This is a genomic window from Rhodopila sp., assembly GCF_965277165.1.
Lineage (GTDB): Bacteria > Pseudomonadota > Alphaproteobacteria > Acetobacterales > Acetobacteraceae > Rhodopila.
Map to the genome: position 1 here is coordinate 2,263,788 of NZ_CBDICE010000005.1, position 16,564 is coordinate 2,280,351.

Here is a 16,564-nt window from a genome sequence, read left to right on the forward strand (position 1 = left end):
ATGCGAATCGAATATCTGTACCGCTATCCGGTCAAGGGGCTCACCGCCGAGGCGCTGGATCAGGCCGAGGTCGAGGCCGGCGAGACGATTCCGTGGGATCGGGCATTCGCCCTGGCGCACGGCGATTCGGGCTTCGACCCGGCCAATCCCGTCTGGCTGCCGAAGTGGAACTTCCTCTGCCAGATGAAGCACGCCAGGGCGGCGCTGTTGTTCAGCGTGTTCGACCCCGGGTCGAAGACCCTGCGGATTCGCGCCCCCGACGGCAGCGGCATCGAGAGCAACGCGTTGACCGCGGCGGGGCGCGACCGGATCGCGGCGTTCCTGGGCGATTACCTGGCCGAGGAAGCCCGCGGTCAGCCCAGCTTCCATTACATACCCGGTCACGTGTTCGGCGACCAGAAGACCAAGGTCATTAGCCTCAACAACCTGGCCAGCCTGCGAGACTATGAAACCAAGGTCGGCGCGCACCGCCACCGCCGGCGGTTCCGCGCCAATCTGTGGTTCACCGGCGCCCCGGCCTGGGCCGAACGTGACTGGATCGGGCGGGAGCTGCAGGTGGGTGGGGCGGTCCTGCGGGTGGTCAAGGGCACCGCGCGTTGCCCCGCGACCGAGGTGAACCCGGTGACCGGAGAGCGTGACGCCGACCCGGTTGCCGAACTTCGCTCGCTATACGGCGATGCCAACCTGGGCGTTCACGCCGAAGTCGTGGAGGCCGGCCGGTTCGCGGTCGGGGACGCGATCGAACTGCTGGCGCCGTGATGGTGGCCGGTTGTCGGAGAAACATCGAAATCGCGATTTCGTGAGAATACGCTTGCATTCTGACGAAAACGTGAGCTAGAAAGGCGGTGTTTCCTCCCCTGAACTTTGCCGCGGGGGTTCGGCCCCCGCGGCACTCTTTCCCACAAGCGATCGGACCCCCGGCGATCGGACCCCCGGCGACCAGGCCCAAGCGATCAGGACGAGGATCAACTCCAGGAATGGTGTTGCGATGTCGGATCTGGAATTTCATACCGGCGAAGAAACGTCAGGCCAGATGGCTGGTTCCGCTGCCACGCTAATCGAGGCCGCGAAACCCTATCTTGGGACGCTGCTGATCGTGATGATTTTAATGGCCATCTGGATTGGTCTTCGCGCTACTTAACCCTCGGCGCTGAATGACGCTGGCGCCCGGGCAGACCGACTTCGGATAATAGAGCACCGGGGGATGATAAAGCTCCGGGCCAATCTGCATTCGTAGACCGGCCCCGCATGGGGGGAGATACGCGGAGCCGGCCGGCGAAGCAACAGAGTTTGGGGGTAAACCCTGTGCGAGCTTACTTACGATCCAGCATCGGCCGGATCAAGTATTTTTTCCGTAATATCGATCCATAAAGTTTTCCGATCACCGACATTGTCGGCGGTTAGTGGGCTTGTTCCGGGGCCTGACCGGAGCCCGGTTTCGGAACCCGTCCGGTTTCCACCGGAAAGTGCGGATATAAGATAGGTTGGCGGAACCCTGCTCCGCGGAATGATGTCCGCCAATCCGCAATCATGCTGCTGATCGGTCGTCAGGCGTTAGGCGGATTTCGCTCAGCGCGATCGTGCCGCAGCACCGCTGCGACGGAGCCGGAAAACTGCTCCTCGTTATATTCCCGCCGCAGCCGTTGCAGGGCACCGTCACGGATTGTCTGCCACAGGCTCCGATCGCGGTGCAGGGTCACGATGCAGGCCGCGAACGATGCGGCATCGTTGGCATCGGCCGCCAGAATGTCCTGTTCCCCGCGCCAGCCGAGTTGGCCGCGCAGCAGCTCGGTGGCGACGACGGGCAGTCCGCGCGATGCCGCCTCCAGCACCTTGAACGGCGCCCCGGCGGCGTACCGAGTGGGCGCGACGAAGACCCGATGGGCATCGTAGAGCGGCGATAGATCCGCGACCGAACCGCGCAAGCTGATCCGTCGATGTCGTGCGAAGCGGGTCAGATCGATGCCGGGCGCGGTGTAGCCGGCGATGGTCAAACGGGTTTCCCACTTCAGCTCCGCCTCGACCAAGGGCAGCACGGCCTCGACCAGCCAGACCAGACTGTCGAAATTGGGACTGTCCTGGTTGTGGATCGCGCCCACGAACAACATGCCCGATCGCTGGTCAAACGGAAGCGAGGTCGGGTTGGGCTCGACCTTGTGGCCGACCACCTGAACCGCCGGGAAGCCGAACCGGCGCAAGGTGTCGGCCTCGGCGGCGGTCACCGCCACGGTCTGGCGGCAGATTTCGGCATCGGTCAGGATCGACCGCATTGCCGCCGGCAGATCGTAGGGCAAGCCGGCGTGTTCGGCCGCCATCGCCTCGCGTTGCGGCGTGATCGCCTCGGTATCCAGCACAATCCGCGCGTTCAGCGTTCCCGCCGCCTGCAACCGTGCCAGGATCGGTCGAACGCGCGCCAGGTTATGCGTCCGCGCCAACCAGATCGTGTCGTAATACCCGGTCCGAGCCTGCAACAACCCAGCCAGGTGGTTCAGCCCGCTGCTGTGCAGCGCCTCGACGCAATCCGGCATATCGCCGAAGACCTGGGCAAGATCGTGCTCGCAGCCGTTGACAGGGAACACCGTGACGGCGCAGCCCAGCGAGGCCAGAACCCGCACCAGATCGTTGGCGCGCACGAAGCCGGACCCGATGCGGCGTAGCGGCACGGTGTCCTCGATGAACAGCACGCGGTGCGGCCTCGGCCCGGCGTGGCGCGCGAACACTTGCGCCGGTCCGCTGGGCGGGTAGCGTTCGGCCAGCAGCGCCGTGTGTTTCTGCCGGAAATGATCGCCCGGGGCGTTGCCCTCGGCGACATCGCCAAGCACGACCAACACCGAGGGGTCGTAGACCACGCGTGACCCGGTCTGGGCGATCCGCAGGCAAAGATCCACCGCCGCATGCGAGGCCGGGCAGGCGTGATCGAAGCCGTCGAGTTGCGCCAGCAGCGAGGTTCGCGTCAGCAGAAAGCCCGAGCCGCAGAAATCCACCGTGCGGACGAAGTTCACCTCGGGATCGCGGGGCGACGCGCCGCGTTGGTAGGAATGGATGGCGCCGTTGTTCCACACGATTCCGCCGGCTTCGGCGATGACCCCGTGCGGCTGCAGGATCATGCCGCCAACCGCGCCGACCGAGGCATCCGCCGCCAGCCGGGAGAGTGCGCGCCGGATCGAGCCTGGTGCCACGGTGGCGGCGGCGGAAATGAACAGCACCGAAGCCGCCCCGGCCAGTTGCCGCCCGGCCTCGGCCGCCCCCGACCAGCCTATATCGTCATCGAAGCGGACGACCCGCGCGCCGTGAACATACTGCTCGATCGAGCGGGTTTCGTCGGTGGAGCCACGATCGACGATGATCAGCTCGGTATCGGATGGGACGTTGCAGCGCAGCGAGGCGATGGTGGCCAGCGTGCTCGCAAAGCCGTCGCGCGGCACCATCACCACGCTGAGGGCCGGGCTTTCCGAGCACGCGAAGTCATAGCCGAAGCGTCCGGCGATCGGCAGCATGGCGGCGGCCGTCCGGTGGAACAGGTGGCTGGCCTGAGAGTCAGTGAGGTTCTCGCTCTCGGGCTTGGACGACGCCAGTCCGGCGGCCGCGCCGATGGTCAGCCAATGGGCGAACGCGTCGGCCGCGCGAGCTTGGTCCAGATCGGCGCGGACGCTGGGCTGGGCGGCATACCAAGCGAGGTCGATGGTGGCCGACGGCCGTCGCAATTCGCCGGCGCCGAAGCGCAGGAAATGGCTATAGCCGTTGCGAAAGCTGCCGGCCGTGACGACCCTCAGCAGGCCGGGGTCGCGCTGCAGGTACCAGGACTCGGAAAACCCCGCCAGCGGATCGAACGCGCTCGGGGTATCGTTGCAAAGGTAATGATGCAGCGCGCATTTCCAGCGCTTCGCCCCGATGTCGCGGGCGACCTCGGGATAGCGTCGCAGATACCATGCCGGGTCGAAATAGATCGAGGTGCGCAGCTCCGGTTCCGCCGATTCGATACGCTTCAAGTAATGCTGGAACACCCCGCCGGCGCGGATCGCGGCGACGTCGGCCGGATCGAAGTGCGCGAGGTAGATGGCGGGATCGAACAGCACATGACCGATACGATCCTCTTGCGCGCCATGGCGTAGAAAGTGATCGTAGCCGTTGCAGATTCCGAGGCTGGAGAGAACGTCATCGGTCAGGTCGGGATAGCGCTCGCGATAGCCCGGTTCGTCAAACAGCCAGTGCGGCGAACGGTCCAGCGCGCCGCGCCGGCAGTAGGCGTCGAACGCCGAGCGCCACTCGCCGGCCACGATCCGGGCGGCGATCGGCGGGTAGCGCAGCCGGTGCCACGCCTCGTCGAACATCGGGCTGGGTGAGTGTCCCTGTCTCTGTCCTTGCTCGAGGTAAAATTGCAGGACCGTCGCCGGATCGACGCCGCCGGCGGCGGCGGCGGCGTGCGGATTGGACCCCAGATACCACTGCCAGTCGAACACCGCCCAGGCGATCTCGGTTTCCCCAGGCAACTTCAGCACCGCGCTTGCTGGCAGGTCGAGCGGCCACATCGCGGCTCTCCGCTACATCATTTGCGTCGCTGGTCGGGCAGCACGCCGGCCTGGCGCAGCGCTTCGACCTCGGTGTCGTTATAGCCGTGCTGCGCCAGGACTTCACTTCCGTGCTGGTTGAAGCGAGGCGGCGGGCGGCTGGTGCCGCCCTTGGTGCGGCTGAACTTGATCGGTGTCGCGATGCCTTTGTACCAGTCCATTTCAGTGACCATTTCGCGGTGCGCGGTGTGCGGCGCGGCGGTGGCTTGGTCCACCGGCAGCACCGGGCCGGCCGGGACCCCGGCGCGGATCAGCCGCAGCGCCAGTTCATAGCCGTCCTGGTCGGCGAACGCCGCCGCCAGCGCCAGGGTCAGCGCGACCCGGTTGACGTTGCGTTCGCCGTTGTTGGCGAAGCGCGGTTTGTCTGCCATGTCCGGCCGCCCGATCAGTTCGCATAGTTTGCGGAACTGGCCGTTGTTGCCGCTGGCGATGAAGATCTCGCAGGTCCGGGTCGGATACTTGTCGTACGGGACCAGGTTGGGATGCGGATTGCCGGTGCCGGTCGGGCGCTTGCCATTCAGAAAGTAGTTCGCCGCCTGAGGGTGCAGCAGCGCCATGCCGCAATCGTACAGCGCCATGTCGAGATACTGGCCCTGGCCGGACCGGCCGCGTTCGTGCAGCGCCATCAGGATGCCGATCGCCGCATAGAGCCCGGTGCCCATGTCTACCATCGCGGTGCCCAACCGCATCGGGCCGGTGTTGGCGTCGCCGTTGACGCTCATCAGCCCGGTCATCGCCTGCAGGATGGCGTCGTATCCGGGCAGCCCGCCCAGCGGACCATCGCCGCCGAAGCCGGAGATCCGGCAGTGGATCAGCCCGGGGAATTGTCCGCACAGCACCTCGTGGTAGCCAAGGCCCCACTTTTCCATCGAGCCGGGCTTGAAATTCTCGATCAGCACGTCGGCGCCCCGCAGCAGGCGCAACAGCACCGCCTTGCCCTCCGGCTTGCCGAGGTCGAGCGCGATCGAGCGCTTGTTGCGGTTGACGCCGATGAAGTAGCTGGCGTCGTCGTCGTGGAACGGGGGACCCCAGTCGCGCACTTCGTCGCCTTGTGGCGGCTCGATCTTGATTACGTCGGCGCCGTGGTCGGACAGGATCATCGTGCAATACGGCCCGCCCAGCACGCGGGTCAGATCGATCACCTTGATCCCGGCCAGGGCGCCGGTGGTCTTTGCCAGTCCTCGGCCGACCTGGTTGGGGGTGGTGGAATCGTCCATCAGATCCTGGTCTCCGTGAGGGGCACCTTGGCAACCACTGATGCGCGCCCAGGCATCCGGCTTTCATAATCGAGCAGAGGCGCCGCGCAACAGGGCAGGGCGCCGGCTTGTTCGATCGGCACTCGTCTGATGCGGACCGGGTCTTGCTTGCTGGTTATCCTAGTGCCTTTGCCAGCGCCTCGGCGCTGCGGCCATTGGCGATCGTCGCCGACCGGCCGTCCCAGTGCACGCCGTTGACCCGGGCGAAGGCATGATCGGCATCGGGGTAAACATGGCCGACGGCGTGTTTGTGCCCCTCGATCGCCTTGATTACCGCCGCGCGCCCCTCGGCTGGGAAAAACTCGTCCTTATCCGCGACGTGTACCAGCAGCGGTTTGGTCACCTTGGGCAGATCGGGCACCAGTTCGTCCAGGCCGACGCCATAGTACGAAATATTCGCATCCGCATCGGACTGTTGCGCCATCATGAAAGCCAGCCGGCCGCCGAGGCAGTAGCCGATCGTCGCCACCTTGCCGTTTGCCCCCGGCAAGTCGCGACAGGCGGCGACGCTGGCCTTGAGGTCGTCGACCCCCTTAACCTGGTCAAATTTCTGGAACAGCTCGAAGGCCTGCTTCCATTCCGTATCCGATTTGTCGGTGATGTCGATGCCTGGCTGGATACGCCAGAAAAGGTCGGGGCAGACCGCGATGAAGCCGAGATCGGCGACCCAGGCGCAGGTATCGCGCATCGCCTGGTTGACGCCGAAGATCTCCTGGATCACCACGACCGCGCCGGCGGGTTTCGCCTTCGGTTCCACGACATAGGCGGTGAAGCCGCCGCTGCCATCGGTTGCCTGGATGGTGATGTTGGCCACGATCTCTGCTCCCTTCGGTACGAGAGGCGGAGCATACAAGGGGAACCTCGGCGACGGGAGGGGGCGGTCGGCTTATCGCAGATCGCGCCTCGGCAACGGAGGCGCGGGATAGCGGCCCATCCTGGAATTCCAGTAGGCCCAGGATCGTGGGTCGATAATGCCGGGCGGCGCGTTGTCGAGTGCTTCGAGAAAGTCCTGGTCGGAGACATGGCGGCGCAGCACGTTCATGTCCTCATGCGTGGCCGAAGCCATCGCATACGCCATGAAGCGGATCGGATCGGACAACGCCTCCGCGGGGTCTTCGAACCAGACCAGCCGGCGGGCCACCGCCGCTGTTTCGGGGGTGAGCGGGATCGGCTTCATCTCGGTCCGAGGTGGCCAGGCCCGACAGCGGTCATCGACGGCAAGCTGTCAAGGTCGACTTCGCGGGCTGCTTTGGCGAGGTGGTCCTTCACCGTTCTCGGCAGCCGTCCTAGGTTGCCGTCCGCAAAGAACGACAAAGCCTTCAAGGTGATCTGCGGATTGAATTGTGCGCCGTAGATCGCCAGCGCCGCAGCCAACGCCGTGGGTAGGTCGATGCGCCCGTCATGCAGGATCGCATCGAGATCGATGTAGTCCTTCGCCTCGGCGCGCTGTTGCACGACCGAGGCTTTCGTTCCGGCCAGATCGAGTAATGCCGCCACCTGCAAACCGTTGTCAGGCGCGACGCGCGGCGGCGAAACGCGCGACAGGCTGGGCAGCCCAAAGAACGAAAGCCTGACCGGACCGTCGCGTTCAACAATGGCGGTTAAAGTATTTGGGCTACGCTGCGTGATCGTGGCGCCCGCGATGAAGCGGATTGATGTCTCCAGCCGAGCCGGATCGAATAACTGATTGCCGAAGAAATCGAAGTCCACGGATTGTCGATGGCCAAGCTGCAAAGCGATCGCCGTGCCGCCGTACAGCACGAATTCAATCGGCACGGCGACCAGCTCAGGCCAAAAGCGCCGCTGTGCTGGCGGCAAGACTTCGAGCCGCGGTGTGAAAGAGCCATTCATGACGTCCCGACCATAGCACATATGGGGACGCCCTGGCTTGGGCCGCATGACATCGCCCAGCCGCGACCGGCGCTGCCCCTGACCGGTGTTGCCCTTACGGCAGGCGCTATTTCCGCACCACGATCGTCGTCCACGGACCTTGCGGCAGCATACGCTCCAGCCGCAGGCCCTGGGCGCGGTGCGCGGCCAGCACCCAGCGCGCCTGGTTCCCCAGCAGCCCGGCCAGGATCGCCGTCCCCCCCGGCGTCAAGTACCGCGCCAGATCACGCGCCATCAGGGATAGCGGGCGAGCAAGGATATTCGCCAACACCAGGTCGTACGGGCCGTGCCGGCGCACCAGCGGATCACGCCACCCGTCAGCCAGCCGAACGGTCACCAAATGGGCGACGCGGTTCAGCGCGGCGTTCTGCGCGGCGACCCGCACGGCCCAGGGCTCGATATCGGTTGCCAGCACCGCGCGGTGCAGCAGTCGAGCGGTCGCCATGGCCAAAATCCCCGACCCGGTTCCGATATCCAGGATACGCCGCGGCCGGCGCCGCGCCGCAACCTCCAGCGCCACCAGGCAGCCACGGGTGGACCCGTGCTCGCCGGTGCCGAACGCCAGGCCGGCGTCCAGCGTCAGGGTGATCCGGGCAGGCGTCCGCGGCCCGTTCAGATGGGTTCCGCGCACCGCGAAACGGCGGCCAATCAACTGCTCGGGGAACGCTGCATAGGTTCGCGCCAGCCAGCCATCGGCCGCCGTGGCGGAGCGCTGCAGCACCGGGGACGCCCCGGTCAGCATCGCCGCGACCGCCAGGGAGGATGCCAGCTCCGCCTCGTTGACGCCGACCGGCTTCACCCCCTCGACCCGCCAGATGCCGGTATCGTGGTCGCGGAAGAAGCCGACCGTTTCGCAGGCGTTGGCAAGGGCGGCTTCGTACGCCTCCAGGGCATCCTCAGCGACGCTGACCGCCACCGTTTCCAAGGCCATCGGATGGTTTGCCATCAGGCGCGTTCGACGAAGCGATCGAGCACCCGCTTGTCGCCGGAGGTCTCGAAATGCACGTCGAGCTTGTCCTCGTCGGTCGCCCTGACCGTGCCGTAGCCGAATTTCTGATGGAACACCCGGGCGCCGACCGGGATCTTGTCGGTCCGTGCCGGGCGCGCCGGCTGCTCCCACGCGTCGATCACCCGTGGCGCGCGGGCCATCAGCGGGAACTGGCCGGAGAATGACGTCGCGGCGGCGATCCGATCCGCCCGCGTGGCACCGGTCTGCTCGACATCGGCTTCGGGCAGTTCATCGAGGAAGCGACTGGGAATGCTGGTCTGCCAGTTGGCATAGATCCGCCGGTTGGCGGCGTGGCTGACGATGGCGCGCCGGCGGGCCCGAGTCAGGCCGACATAGGCGAGGCGGCGTTCCTCCTCCAGCCCCTTGTTGCCGCTCTCGTCCATCGCACGCTGGTTGGGGAACACGCCTTCCTCCCATCCCGGCAGGAATACGGTGTCGAATTCCAGGCCCTTGGCGCCGTGCAGCGTCATCAGGCTGACCTTGTCGGGATCGGAGCGGTCCTCGTTCTCCATCACCAGCGCGACATGGTCGAGGAAGCCGGCCAGGGTTTCGAAGTCGGCCAGGGCGCGGACCAGTTCTTTCAGGTTCTCCAGCCGGCCCGGGGCTTCGGCGGATTTGTCTTGCTGCCACATCTCGGTGTAGCCGCTTTCGTCCAGCATGGTGGCGACGGTGACGACGTGGCCGTCGACCGCCAGCATGTCGCGCCAGTGGCCGAAGTGGCGCAGCAGTCCGCCGACGGCGTCCTTCAGCCGGCCCTTCAGGCCGCCGGTTTCGACCAGCCGAGCGGCCGAGGCGGCCAGCGGAACGCCCCAGGCGCGGGCGGCTTCGTGCATGGTGCGCAGCGCCTGCTCACCGACCCCGCGGCGCGGGACGTTGACGATGCGCTCAAACGCCAGGTCGTCGGCGGGCTGAACGGTGGCGCGCATGTAGGCGATGGCGTCGCGGATTTCGGCGCGTTCGTAGAACCGCAGGCCGCCAATCACCCGATACGGCACGCCGACGGTGATCAGGCGTTCCTCAAACGCTCGGGTCTGGAAGCCGGCGCGGACCAGGACTGCCATCTCGGCCAGCGGATGGCCGTCGCGGCGCAGGTCCTCGATCCTGCCGGCGACCATGCGGGCTTCCTGATCGGAGTCCCACAGCTCGATGACGCTGACCTTTTCGCCGGTCTCGCCATCCGGGCGGCCGGGGCGCAGCGTCTTGCCGAGGCGGCCTTCATTGTGCGCGATCAGGCCGGAGGCGGCGGCGAGGATCCGCGCGGTGGAGCGATAGTTCGCCTCCAGCCGGACGATACGGGCGGCGTCGAAATCCTTCTCGAAGCGCAGGATGTTTTCCACTTCCGCCCCGCGCCACGAATAGATCGACTGGTCGTCATCGCCAACGCAGCAGATGTTGCGGTGGCCCTGGGCGAGCAGGCGGAGCCACAGGTATTGGACCAGGTTGGTGTCCTGATACTCGTCCACCAGGATGTAGCGGAAGCGACGGTGGTAATCCGCCAGCACGTCGGGCTGGGTGCGCAGGATTTCCGTCATGTGCAGGATCAGGTCGCCGAAATCCGTCGCGTTCAGGGTCTTCAGCCGGTCCTGATAGGCGACGTACAGCGCTTGCGCCCGGCCGTTGGCGAAGTCGGAGTCCTCGTTCGGGGTAATTCGCGCCGGGGTCAGGCCGCGATCCTTCCAGCGCTGGATCACCCCCATCAGGGCCGCCGGCACCCAGCGCTTGGTATCGATGCGCTCGGCCTCCATCAGTTGCTTCAACAGCCGCATCTGGTCGTCGGTGTCGAGGATGGTGAAGTTAGACTCCAGCCCGACATGGCCGGCGTGGCGGCGCAGCATGCGGGCACACAGCGCGTGAAAGGTGCCGAGCCAGAGGCCCTCGGCGGGTTCGCCGAGGATGGCGGCGACCCGTTCGCGCATCTCGCGTGCCGCCTTGTTGGTGAAGGTCACGGCCAGGACCTGGTTGGGGAAGGCGCGCCTGGTCAGCAGAATATGGGCGAACCGGGTGGTCAGCACCCGGGTCTTGCCGGTGCCGGCGCCGGCCAGCACCAGCAGCGGGCCATCCAGGGTTTCCACCGCGGCGCGCTGTTCGGGGTTCAGGCGGGTCAGGTAGTCGGGCAGGGTCGGGACTTGGGAGGACACGCGATTGGATATAGGACGTCCGGCCGAGCTTGGCCAAATGGCCGCGTTCGTGACCCCAGAACGGCGTTTGCATGCACCGACCGCCGGCTCGCGACCCGATAACTTCGCCGCCTCGGCGGGCCGGTTTCAGAACGGTTCGCCGCCAGGAGGCTTATTGTCAAACAAAGATGAAATTGCCAGTCGGCGCGGACTGCTGAAGCAGGTCGAAATCAGCTTTGTTGTCGGTTAGCACCGGCAATCCGTTTTTCGCCGCGCAGAGGTAAATCACCGCGTCGTCCAACAGTTCCTTGGATCGTTGCTTCGGTAAACCCTGAGTCCGAGCCAGGGTACCCGCTACAATCCCAGCGTCCGCCCACGTTTCGGCATCGGGGACGAGCAGCCGATTGGCCGGGATGGAGGCAAACAATCCGGCGTAGTGATCCGACACTCTTTGCCAATCGGATGCCCTCAGCGCGTACTTGCCAACGCCTACGCTACCTCCGCGAGACAGACATAACAGTGGAACATCAATCCTTCGGCGACAATGGTCTCAGCTGCCCGTGGCAAAATGCCAGCGGCCTCCATAATGTAAATGTTTGTATCCGGTACGAGGACCTGGCGCCCCTTTCCAGCGATATCGATGGCGCGGATCAGATCGGTGTCGGGGCGGGGGCTGAGCTGCGTCCGGCGCTTGTCGGGCTTTCGCGACCGAAGGATCTTCCTCAGATCAATAGTCAAGCTTGTGGTCTCGGCCAAGGCGGCCTTTGGTCTGACGCATGAACGCCGAGACCGGGTCGGGTTGCGCCAGGGCCGCAAGTGCGAGAATCCCCAGTTCGGAAGCCGACGTCACGCCGGTCTCCCTCATCGCAGCCTCAACCAGTGCGGGAGGAGCTCGAAAACTGACATGCCTGGTACGCTCCCCTTGCAGGAGCCCCACCTCCTTGGCGCTCTCAAACACCGCCGCATGCAGGAGATTGGCACGCGACGAAGGGGAAGCCCGCCCGGCCCGGCGCGGACCTGCGCCGGCTTTTTGCGTGGTTGTCTGCATGACACACTCCCGACCGATGTGCGCAGTTTAAAGGTTATTGTCACACATTGTAATCAGCGCGTTTTGGATGGGAAGCGGCCTGGCAGCCGCGCCGACAGTGGCAAGGATGCGCGCGCTGAGCGAGGTCAGGTGATCCGGGCCGTCATCGATACGATGCCCAAGCTTTACGTATAAGCACCCATCATGCTGGGATGTTAGCCGTGTAAACGCTTCTGGAAGCCCTTATGGCAATTGACACCACCCGTTGGACGGTCTCCGTGTCCAAACACACCGATATCGCCTCGCGCAGCTTTCTGGCTCAACTCGGCCTGAAGAAAGGCGATCTCTCCAAATTCATCGAGGAAGCGGTGAAGTGGCGAGTTCTCGACCAGACAGTGACCGAAGCCCGCGGCAAGTTCGCCGACCTATCGCCCGACGAGTTGGAAGCCATGATCGAGGAAGCCGTCACCGCAACGCGCGCTCCGGGTGCCTCCAAGCTCGGCTAACCGTGCGGCTGGCGATCGATACGAATGTCCTCGTCAGCGCACTGCTGGCGGGCACGTCGCTTGCGGCGCATCTGCCGTGAGCCAAAGGAGAAGGGGAATGACAAGTCCAACTTCTCCCGCTGAATGTCGAACAACGAGCTAAATTTCCTAATCAGTGCGTTATGACAATGACATCGGTCTATGACGGCGGCCTGACCCCCAGCACATGGGCAATCGCGAACGTCAGGTCCGGCCGGTTTAGCGTGTAGAAGTGAAATTCGTCCACCCCGTTTGCCTGCAGCAGCCGCACCTGTTCGGCGGCAACCACCATGCCCACCATCCGCCGGGTCTCGGGGTCGTTTTCGGTGCCCTCGAAGAGCTGTCCCATCCAGGCCGGCACGCTGGCGCCGCACATCGCCGAGAACTTCACCGCCTGGGCGTAATTCGACACCGGCATGATGCCCGGCACGATCGGTGCCTTGATTCCGGCGGCCAGACAGAGGTCCAGGAAGCGCAGATAAGTGGTGGTATCGAAGAAGTACTGGGTGATCGCGCGGGTCGCCCCCGCATCCAGCTTGCGCTTCAGGTTCTCCAGGTCGGCCATCGGGTTCGACGCACCCGGATGAACTTCGGGATAGGCCGCGACGGAAATCTCGAAGTCGGCGACGTCGCGCAATCCGGATACGAGATCGGCGGCGAAGTGGTAACCGCCGGGGTGTGGCCGATATGGCTCACCCGGCGACGGATCGCCGCGCAACGCGACGATGTGGCGCACGCCGGCCTGCCAGTAGCTTCTGGCGACCGCGTCCACCTCGGCCCGGGTCGAACCGACGCACGTCAGGTGGGCGGCGGGAACCAGGCTGGTCTCGTGCACGATGCGCGCCACGGTGGCGTGGGTGCGCGCCTGCGTGGTGCCGCCGGCGCCGTAGGTCACCGACACGAAGCGCGGAGCCAGCGGAGCCAGGCGGTTGACGCAGGTCCACAGCTGCTGCTCCAACGCCTCGGTCCGCGGCGGAAAGAACTCGAACGACAGATGCGGCGCCGGTTGACCGGGCGAGCGCATCGGCAGGGCGGAGAAGCGCGGGCCCGTCATCCAGCGTTGCAATGTGGCGGAGCCAAGGTCCATGCCTGCTGAATCCCCGGTTTCGGCGCGAAACGCAAGGGGTTGTCCGACAACGCCGCTTGGTCGGCGCGGCTGCGGCGGACGTCGCAGAGCGGGATTTCCTTGTTTGTCGGTCGCGTGGTATGGGCGAGCGCCATGCGGTTCACCGAAACCACCGAGCGGTTCACGGAAAACTCAGTACCGGTGCTCCGGTCAGATACAAAGTGGTGTTTTGAGTGTTTGCTCCGGGTCCGGGCGATGTTCGACCGCGTCCGGGGCCTGGCCTGAGGAAGCTGATGCGCCCTGTTCTATTCCACTGCCGCTCGTTGTTCGGGCCAGCAAGTTTTCTCGCCCTGTTGATCGTAGCCGGCATCGGCCTGGCAGGTTGTGCGACACCGCCGCCGGCGAGCGACCCTGACGCGTTGGCCGATTACCGGCAGACCGACGACCCGCTGGAACCCACCAATCGAGTGTTCTATGCGATCAACAATGGCCTCGACACCGTAATCCTGCGGCCGGCGGCATTGGCCTATCGGTACGTGGTGCCCGGCACGGTGCGCAACGGCATCCACAACGTGTTGGCCAATATCGGCCTGCCGGTGCAGTTCGTAAACGACGCACTGGAAGGCAAGCCGCGCCGGGCCGGAGACACCACGATGCGCTTTCTGATCAACACCACGGCCGGCGGTCTTGGTATTTTCGATGTCGCTACGCAATGGGGTTATCCCGATCACGACGCCGACTTCGGCATGACGATGGCGCTCTGGGGCGTGCCGGAGGGGCCGTTCCTGTTCCTGCCAGTGCTGGGCCCCAGCGACCCGCGCGATGCGGCGGGGTTTGGCGCCGATATCGCGATCGATCCATTCACCTGGGTCGGCACCGGTCCCAATCTTGCCGGCTGGTCAGCTTTCAAATACTCGCGCCAGGCGTTGAATGCGCTCGACGCGCGTGAGCGTGTGCTTGACTCGCTGGATGAGATCAAGAAGACAGCGCTCGATCCTTACGCCACGTTCCGCAGCCTGTATCGCCAGCACCGTCACGCTCAGATCGAGGTATTGCGCAACGACAACCGCGCGACAGTACCCGTCTGGTTCCCGCAGCCGGCGGATACCTCCGCGAAGTAGACCACCGTCACCACAGTTCGGACAACAAGATGATCCATCGTCGGCATTTCATGATCCTGGCCGCCGCATCGGTGGCGCTGCTTCCATTAACGGCCCGCGCCGACAGCACGGATAAGGCCGCCGCTTTCGTGAAGTCCACCGGTGACCAGCTGGTGGCGATCGTCAACGGCCCAGGGTCGGCCGCATCCAAGCGCTCGGCGATGACCGAGGTGCTGGACAGCGATGTCGATGTCGACGGGATCGGGCGGTTCTGCCTGGGCCGGTTCTGGCGCCAGGCGACGCCGGAACAGCAGAAGCAGTACCTGGCGCTGTTCCACGAGGTCCTGGTCACCAATATCACCTCCAAGCTTGGCGACTACAAAGGCGTCACCTTCAGCATTGGCCGCAGCCGGTCGCAGGACCAGGAGGCAGTGGTATCGACCACGGTAGTGCGCCCGAACAACCCGCCGACCGCGGTGGACTGGATCATCGCCAGCCCGGAGACCAAGCCGAAAATTATCGATGTGGTGGCCGAGGGCACGTCCCTGCGGCTGACCCAGCGGCAGGATTATGCCTCTTATCTGGTGCACAACAACAACAACGTCGGTGCGTTGATCGCAGCAATGAAGAACCAGATTTCGCGCAACGGGTAGCGGTCGGCTTCGGGTCTATCAAGGCCGGCGCGGGCCGCCCGGCTCGCTGAGGCTTTCATAGACGATCATGGTATGGCCGTGTTGGCGGAAGCTTTCGGTTGTCGACATGCCGATGCCGCCCAGCACCGTGCGTGAGCCGAAATTGGTTTCGCGAGCCACCGCGACGATTCGAGCCAAGCCGGCGCGGTCGTGGCCGAAGCGCAACGCCGCGAACGCTGCCTCGCGGGCCAGGCCGCGGCCCTGGGCTTCCGGCGAAATGGCGAAGCGAAGCGCCACGCCGCGCCCATCCGGACGGTGTTGTAACCCGGTGATGCCGATAAAACGGCTCGCCTCGCGCACCGCCCAGATGCCGAAGCCATGGCGCCCCCAGTGCATGATATCGTCGGCCAGGTCGTCGGCGGTCTGGGCGTGATTGCGCACGCCGCCCAGCATCACCGCGAACACCGAGGGATCGGCCTTGAAAGCCCGCAAATCAGCCAGGTCGGCACCGCGGACAGGGCGCAGCACGAGGCGGCCGGTCCGCAGCACCCAGATCAGGCTCATGGCGAACCCTGGTGGCAGCCCGGCCCGGCGAGATCAGCATCGGTAGCCCGGATCGATGGTGTCGAGTTGTCGAAGATAGGCCGGCCACTCCGCCGACGCCCGGCCGCGGTCATGTTTTTCGTACTGCGCCGCCACCCGTTCACACACATCCGGAGGGATCTCGCGCAAATCGGCACCGGTCGCCTCCATGCGCAGCTGAATCCGAGCGGCACGCACGAACTCCTTCATCAAGGAGAATGCCTCGCGCGCGGTCTCGCCGACCGTGGTGATGCCGTGGTGGCGCATGATCAGCGCGCGGTGCTGACCCAGTGCCGCGGTGATGCGCTCGCGCTCGTCGAAACTGTCGGTCAGGCCCTCGTAGTCGTGGTAGCCGACACGGTTGTGGAACCGCATCGCGTTCTGTGACAAAGGCCGCAGCCCGTGGCTCAGGCCCGAGACGGCGACGGCTTCCTCTGGGTGGACATGGACTGAACATTGCACGTCGGGGCGGCCGCGCAGGACGCCGCTGTGCAAGGTGAAGCCGGGCCGGTTGACGCCTGACCGCTCGTCCAGGTCGTCGTCCATGCTGACCTCGACGAGGTTGGACGCGGTGACCTCGGTATACAGCAGTTCGTGGCGCTTGATCAGGAAACGGCGGGGGCTGGACGGGACGCGCATCGCCGCGTGGTTGAAGATCACGTCGCCCCAGCCATGCTGGGCCAGCAGCCGATATACCGCCGCGAGGTCAACCCGGGCCTGGTGATCGGTGTCGGTATGGATCGTGGTTTCGGCGTCCATCGCATGTGCCTCCCGCTGCGCCCTGGGATAGCGA

17 protein-coding genes are annotated in these 16,564 nt (G+C 65.4%); 5 read left to right on the forward strand and 12 right to left on the reverse strand.

The features are described 5' to 3' along the window. Positions 1-759, forward strand: a complete 759-nt coding sequence (locus ACQY4Y_RS11175) for an MOSC domain-containing protein (RefSeq protein WP_428490622.1) — start codon at positions 1-3, stop codon at positions 757-759. A 229-nt stretch (positions 760-988) separates the two neighbouring features. After that, positions 989-1,141 (forward strand): hypothetical protein, encoded by a 153-nt coding sequence (locus ACQY4Y_RS11180; RefSeq protein WP_428490623.1) that lies wholly within the window; start codon positions 989-991, stop codon positions 1,139-1,141. A gap of 406 nt (positions 1,142-1,547) precedes the next feature. Here the strand turns inward: ACQY4Y_RS11180 and ACQY4Y_RS11185 are convergent, their stop codons facing one another. From ACQY4Y_RS11185 to ACQY4Y_RS11225, 9 genes are all read right to left on the reverse strand, one after another. After that, a complete protein-coding gene (locus ACQY4Y_RS11185; RefSeq protein WP_428490624.1) occupies positions 1,548-4,529 on the reverse strand; it encodes a glycosyltransferase in 2,982 nt (993 codons plus the stop codon). A 17-nt stretch (positions 4,530-4,546) separates the two neighbouring features. Further along, a complete protein-coding gene (locus ACQY4Y_RS11190) occupies positions 4,547-5,785 on the reverse strand; it encodes a CaiB/BaiF CoA transferase family protein (protein ID WP_428490625.1) in 1,239 nt (412 codons plus the stop codon). A 154-nt stretch (positions 5,786-5,939) separates the two neighbouring features. Next, positions 5,940-6,638, reverse strand: a complete 699-nt coding sequence (locus ACQY4Y_RS11195) for a dienelactone hydrolase family protein (protein ID WP_428490626.1) — start codon at positions 6,636-6,638, stop codon at positions 5,940-5,942. A gap of 72 nt (positions 6,639-6,710) precedes the next feature. Next, complete coding sequence (locus ACQY4Y_RS11200; protein ID WP_428490627.1) at positions 6,711-7,001, reverse strand: hypothetical protein; 291 nt, start codon at positions 6,999-7,001, stop codon at positions 6,711-6,713. Then, positions 6,998-7,600 carry a nucleotidyl transferase AbiEii/AbiGii toxin family protein gene (locus tag ACQY4Y_RS11205; protein ID WP_428490628.1) on the reverse strand — a complete coding sequence of 201 codons (603 nt, stop codon included), beginning with the start codon at positions 7,598-7,600 and terminating at the stop codon, positions 6,998-7,000. Before ACQY4Y_RS11205 ends, ACQY4Y_RS11200 begins: the two co-directional genes overlap by 4 nt. Before the next feature lie 181 nt (positions 7,601-7,781). Next, a complete protein-coding gene (locus ACQY4Y_RS11210) occupies positions 7,782-8,660 on the reverse strand; it encodes a 50S ribosomal protein L11 methyltransferase (RefSeq protein WP_428490629.1) in 879 nt (292 codons plus the stop codon). After that, complete coding sequence (locus ACQY4Y_RS11215; RefSeq protein ID WP_428490630.1) at positions 8,660-10,861, reverse strand: ATP-dependent helicase; 2,202 nt, start codon at positions 10,859-10,861, stop codon at positions 8,660-8,662. Before ACQY4Y_RS11215 ends, ACQY4Y_RS11210 begins: the two co-directional genes overlap by 1 nt. 157 nt (positions 10,862-11,018) lie before the next feature. Then, on the reverse strand, positions 11,019-11,267 hold the full coding sequence (locus tag ACQY4Y_RS11220; protein WP_428490631.1) for a hypothetical protein: 249 nt from the start codon (positions 11,265-11,267) through the stop codon (positions 11,019-11,021). A gap of 300 nt (positions 11,268-11,567) precedes the next feature. Then, positions 11,568-11,888 (reverse strand): hypothetical protein, encoded by a 321-nt coding sequence (locus ACQY4Y_RS11225; RefSeq protein WP_428490632.1) that lies wholly within the window; start codon positions 11,886-11,888, stop codon positions 11,568-11,570. A gap of 224 nt (positions 11,889-12,112) precedes the next feature. Here ACQY4Y_RS11225 and ACQY4Y_RS11230 point away from each other — a divergent pair, with 224 nt between their 5' ends. Continuing rightward, positions 12,113-12,373 (forward strand): ribbon-helix-helix domain-containing protein, encoded by a 261-nt coding sequence (locus ACQY4Y_RS11230; protein WP_428490633.1) that lies wholly within the window; start codon positions 12,113-12,115, stop codon positions 12,371-12,373. Positions 12,374-12,551: 178 nt separating this feature from the next. On the opposite strand, the gene metF is transcribed toward ACQY4Y_RS11230, so the two are convergent. After that, positions 12,552-13,478, reverse strand: a complete 927-nt coding sequence (metF, locus tag ACQY4Y_RS11235) for a methylenetetrahydrofolate reductase [NAD(P)H] (protein ID WP_428490634.1) — start codon at positions 13,476-13,478, stop codon at positions 12,552-12,554. 272 nt (positions 13,479-13,750) lie between these two features. Here metF and ACQY4Y_RS11240 point away from each other — a divergent pair, with 272 nt between their 5' ends. After that, positions 13,751-14,578: an MlaA family lipoprotein gene (locus tag ACQY4Y_RS11240; RefSeq protein WP_428490635.1), complete on the forward strand. Its 828-nt coding sequence runs from the start codon at positions 13,751-13,753 to the stop codon at positions 14,576-14,578. Between the two features lie 29 nt (positions 14,579-14,607). Further along, complete coding sequence (locus ACQY4Y_RS11245; protein WP_428490636.1) at positions 14,608-15,210, forward strand: MlaC/ttg2D family ABC transporter substrate-binding protein; 603 nt, start codon at positions 14,608-14,610, stop codon at positions 15,208-15,210. Between the two features lie 18 nt (positions 15,211-15,228). On the opposite strand, the gene ACQY4Y_RS11250 is transcribed toward ACQY4Y_RS11245, so the two are convergent. Beyond that, positions 15,229-15,753 (reverse strand): GNAT family N-acetyltransferase, encoded by a 525-nt coding sequence (locus tag ACQY4Y_RS11250; protein WP_428490637.1) that lies wholly within the window; start codon positions 15,751-15,753, stop codon positions 15,229-15,231. Positions 15,754-15,786: 33 nt separating this feature from the next. Further along, positions 15,787-16,530, reverse strand: coding sequence for a class II aldolase/adducin family protein (locus ACQY4Y_RS11255; RefSeq protein WP_428490638.1), 744 nt, complete (start codon positions 16,528-16,530; stop codon positions 15,787-15,789). Between the last annotated feature and the right edge of the window lie 34 nt (positions 16,531-16,564).

Bases quoted from the DNA above. Each gene is read 5' to 3' on its own strand.
- ACQY4Y_RS11245 (WP_428490636.1), top strand. From the start codon at position 14,608: ATGATCCATCGTCGGCATTTCATGATCCTGGCCGCCGCATCGGTGGCG.
- ACQY4Y_RS11230 (WP_428490633.1), top strand. From the start codon at position 12,113: ATGGCAATTGACACCACCCGTTGGACGGTCTCCGTGTCCAAACACACC.
- ACQY4Y_RS11255 (WP_428490638.1), bottom strand. From the start codon at position 16,530: ATGGACGCCGAAACCACGATCCATACCGACACCGATCACCAGGCCCGG.
- ACQY4Y_RS11180 (WP_428490623.1), top strand. From the start codon at position 989: ATGTCGGATCTGGAATTTCATACCGGCGAAGAAACGTCAGGCCAGATG.
- ACQY4Y_RS11175 (WP_428490622.1), top strand. From the start codon at position 1: ATGCGAATCGAATATCTGTACCGCTATCCGGTCAAGGGGCTCACCGCC.
- ACQY4Y_RS11250 (WP_428490637.1), bottom strand. From the start codon at position 15,753: ATGAGCCTGATCTGGGTGCTGCGGACCGGCCGCCTCGTGCTGCGCCCT.
- ACQY4Y_RS11225 (WP_428490632.1), bottom strand. From the start codon at position 11,888: ATGCAGACAACCACGCAAAAAGCCGGCGCAGGTCCGCGCCGGGCCGGG.
- metF (WP_428490634.1), bottom strand. From the start codon at position 13,478: ATGGACCTTGGCTCCGCCACATTGCAACGCTGGATGACGGGCCCGCGC.
- ACQY4Y_RS11210 (WP_428490629.1), bottom strand. From the start codon at position 8,660: ATGGCAAACCATCCGATGGCCTTGGAAACGGTGGCGGTCAGCGTCGCT.
- ACQY4Y_RS11240 (WP_428490635.1), top strand. From the start codon at position 13,751: ATGCGCCCTGTTCTATTCCACTGCCGCTCGTTGTTCGGGCCAGCAAGT.
- ACQY4Y_RS11185 (WP_428490624.1), bottom strand. From the start codon at position 4,529: ATGTGGCCGCTCGACCTGCCAGCAAGCGCGGTGCTGAAGTTGCCTGGG.
- ACQY4Y_RS11190 (WP_428490625.1), bottom strand. From the start codon at position 5,785: ATGGACGATTCCACCACCCCCAACCAGGTCGGCCGAGGACTGGCAAAG.
- ACQY4Y_RS11200 (WP_428490627.1), bottom strand. From the start codon at position 7,001: ATGAAGCCGATCCCGCTCACCCCCGAAACAGCGGCGGTGGCCCGCCGG.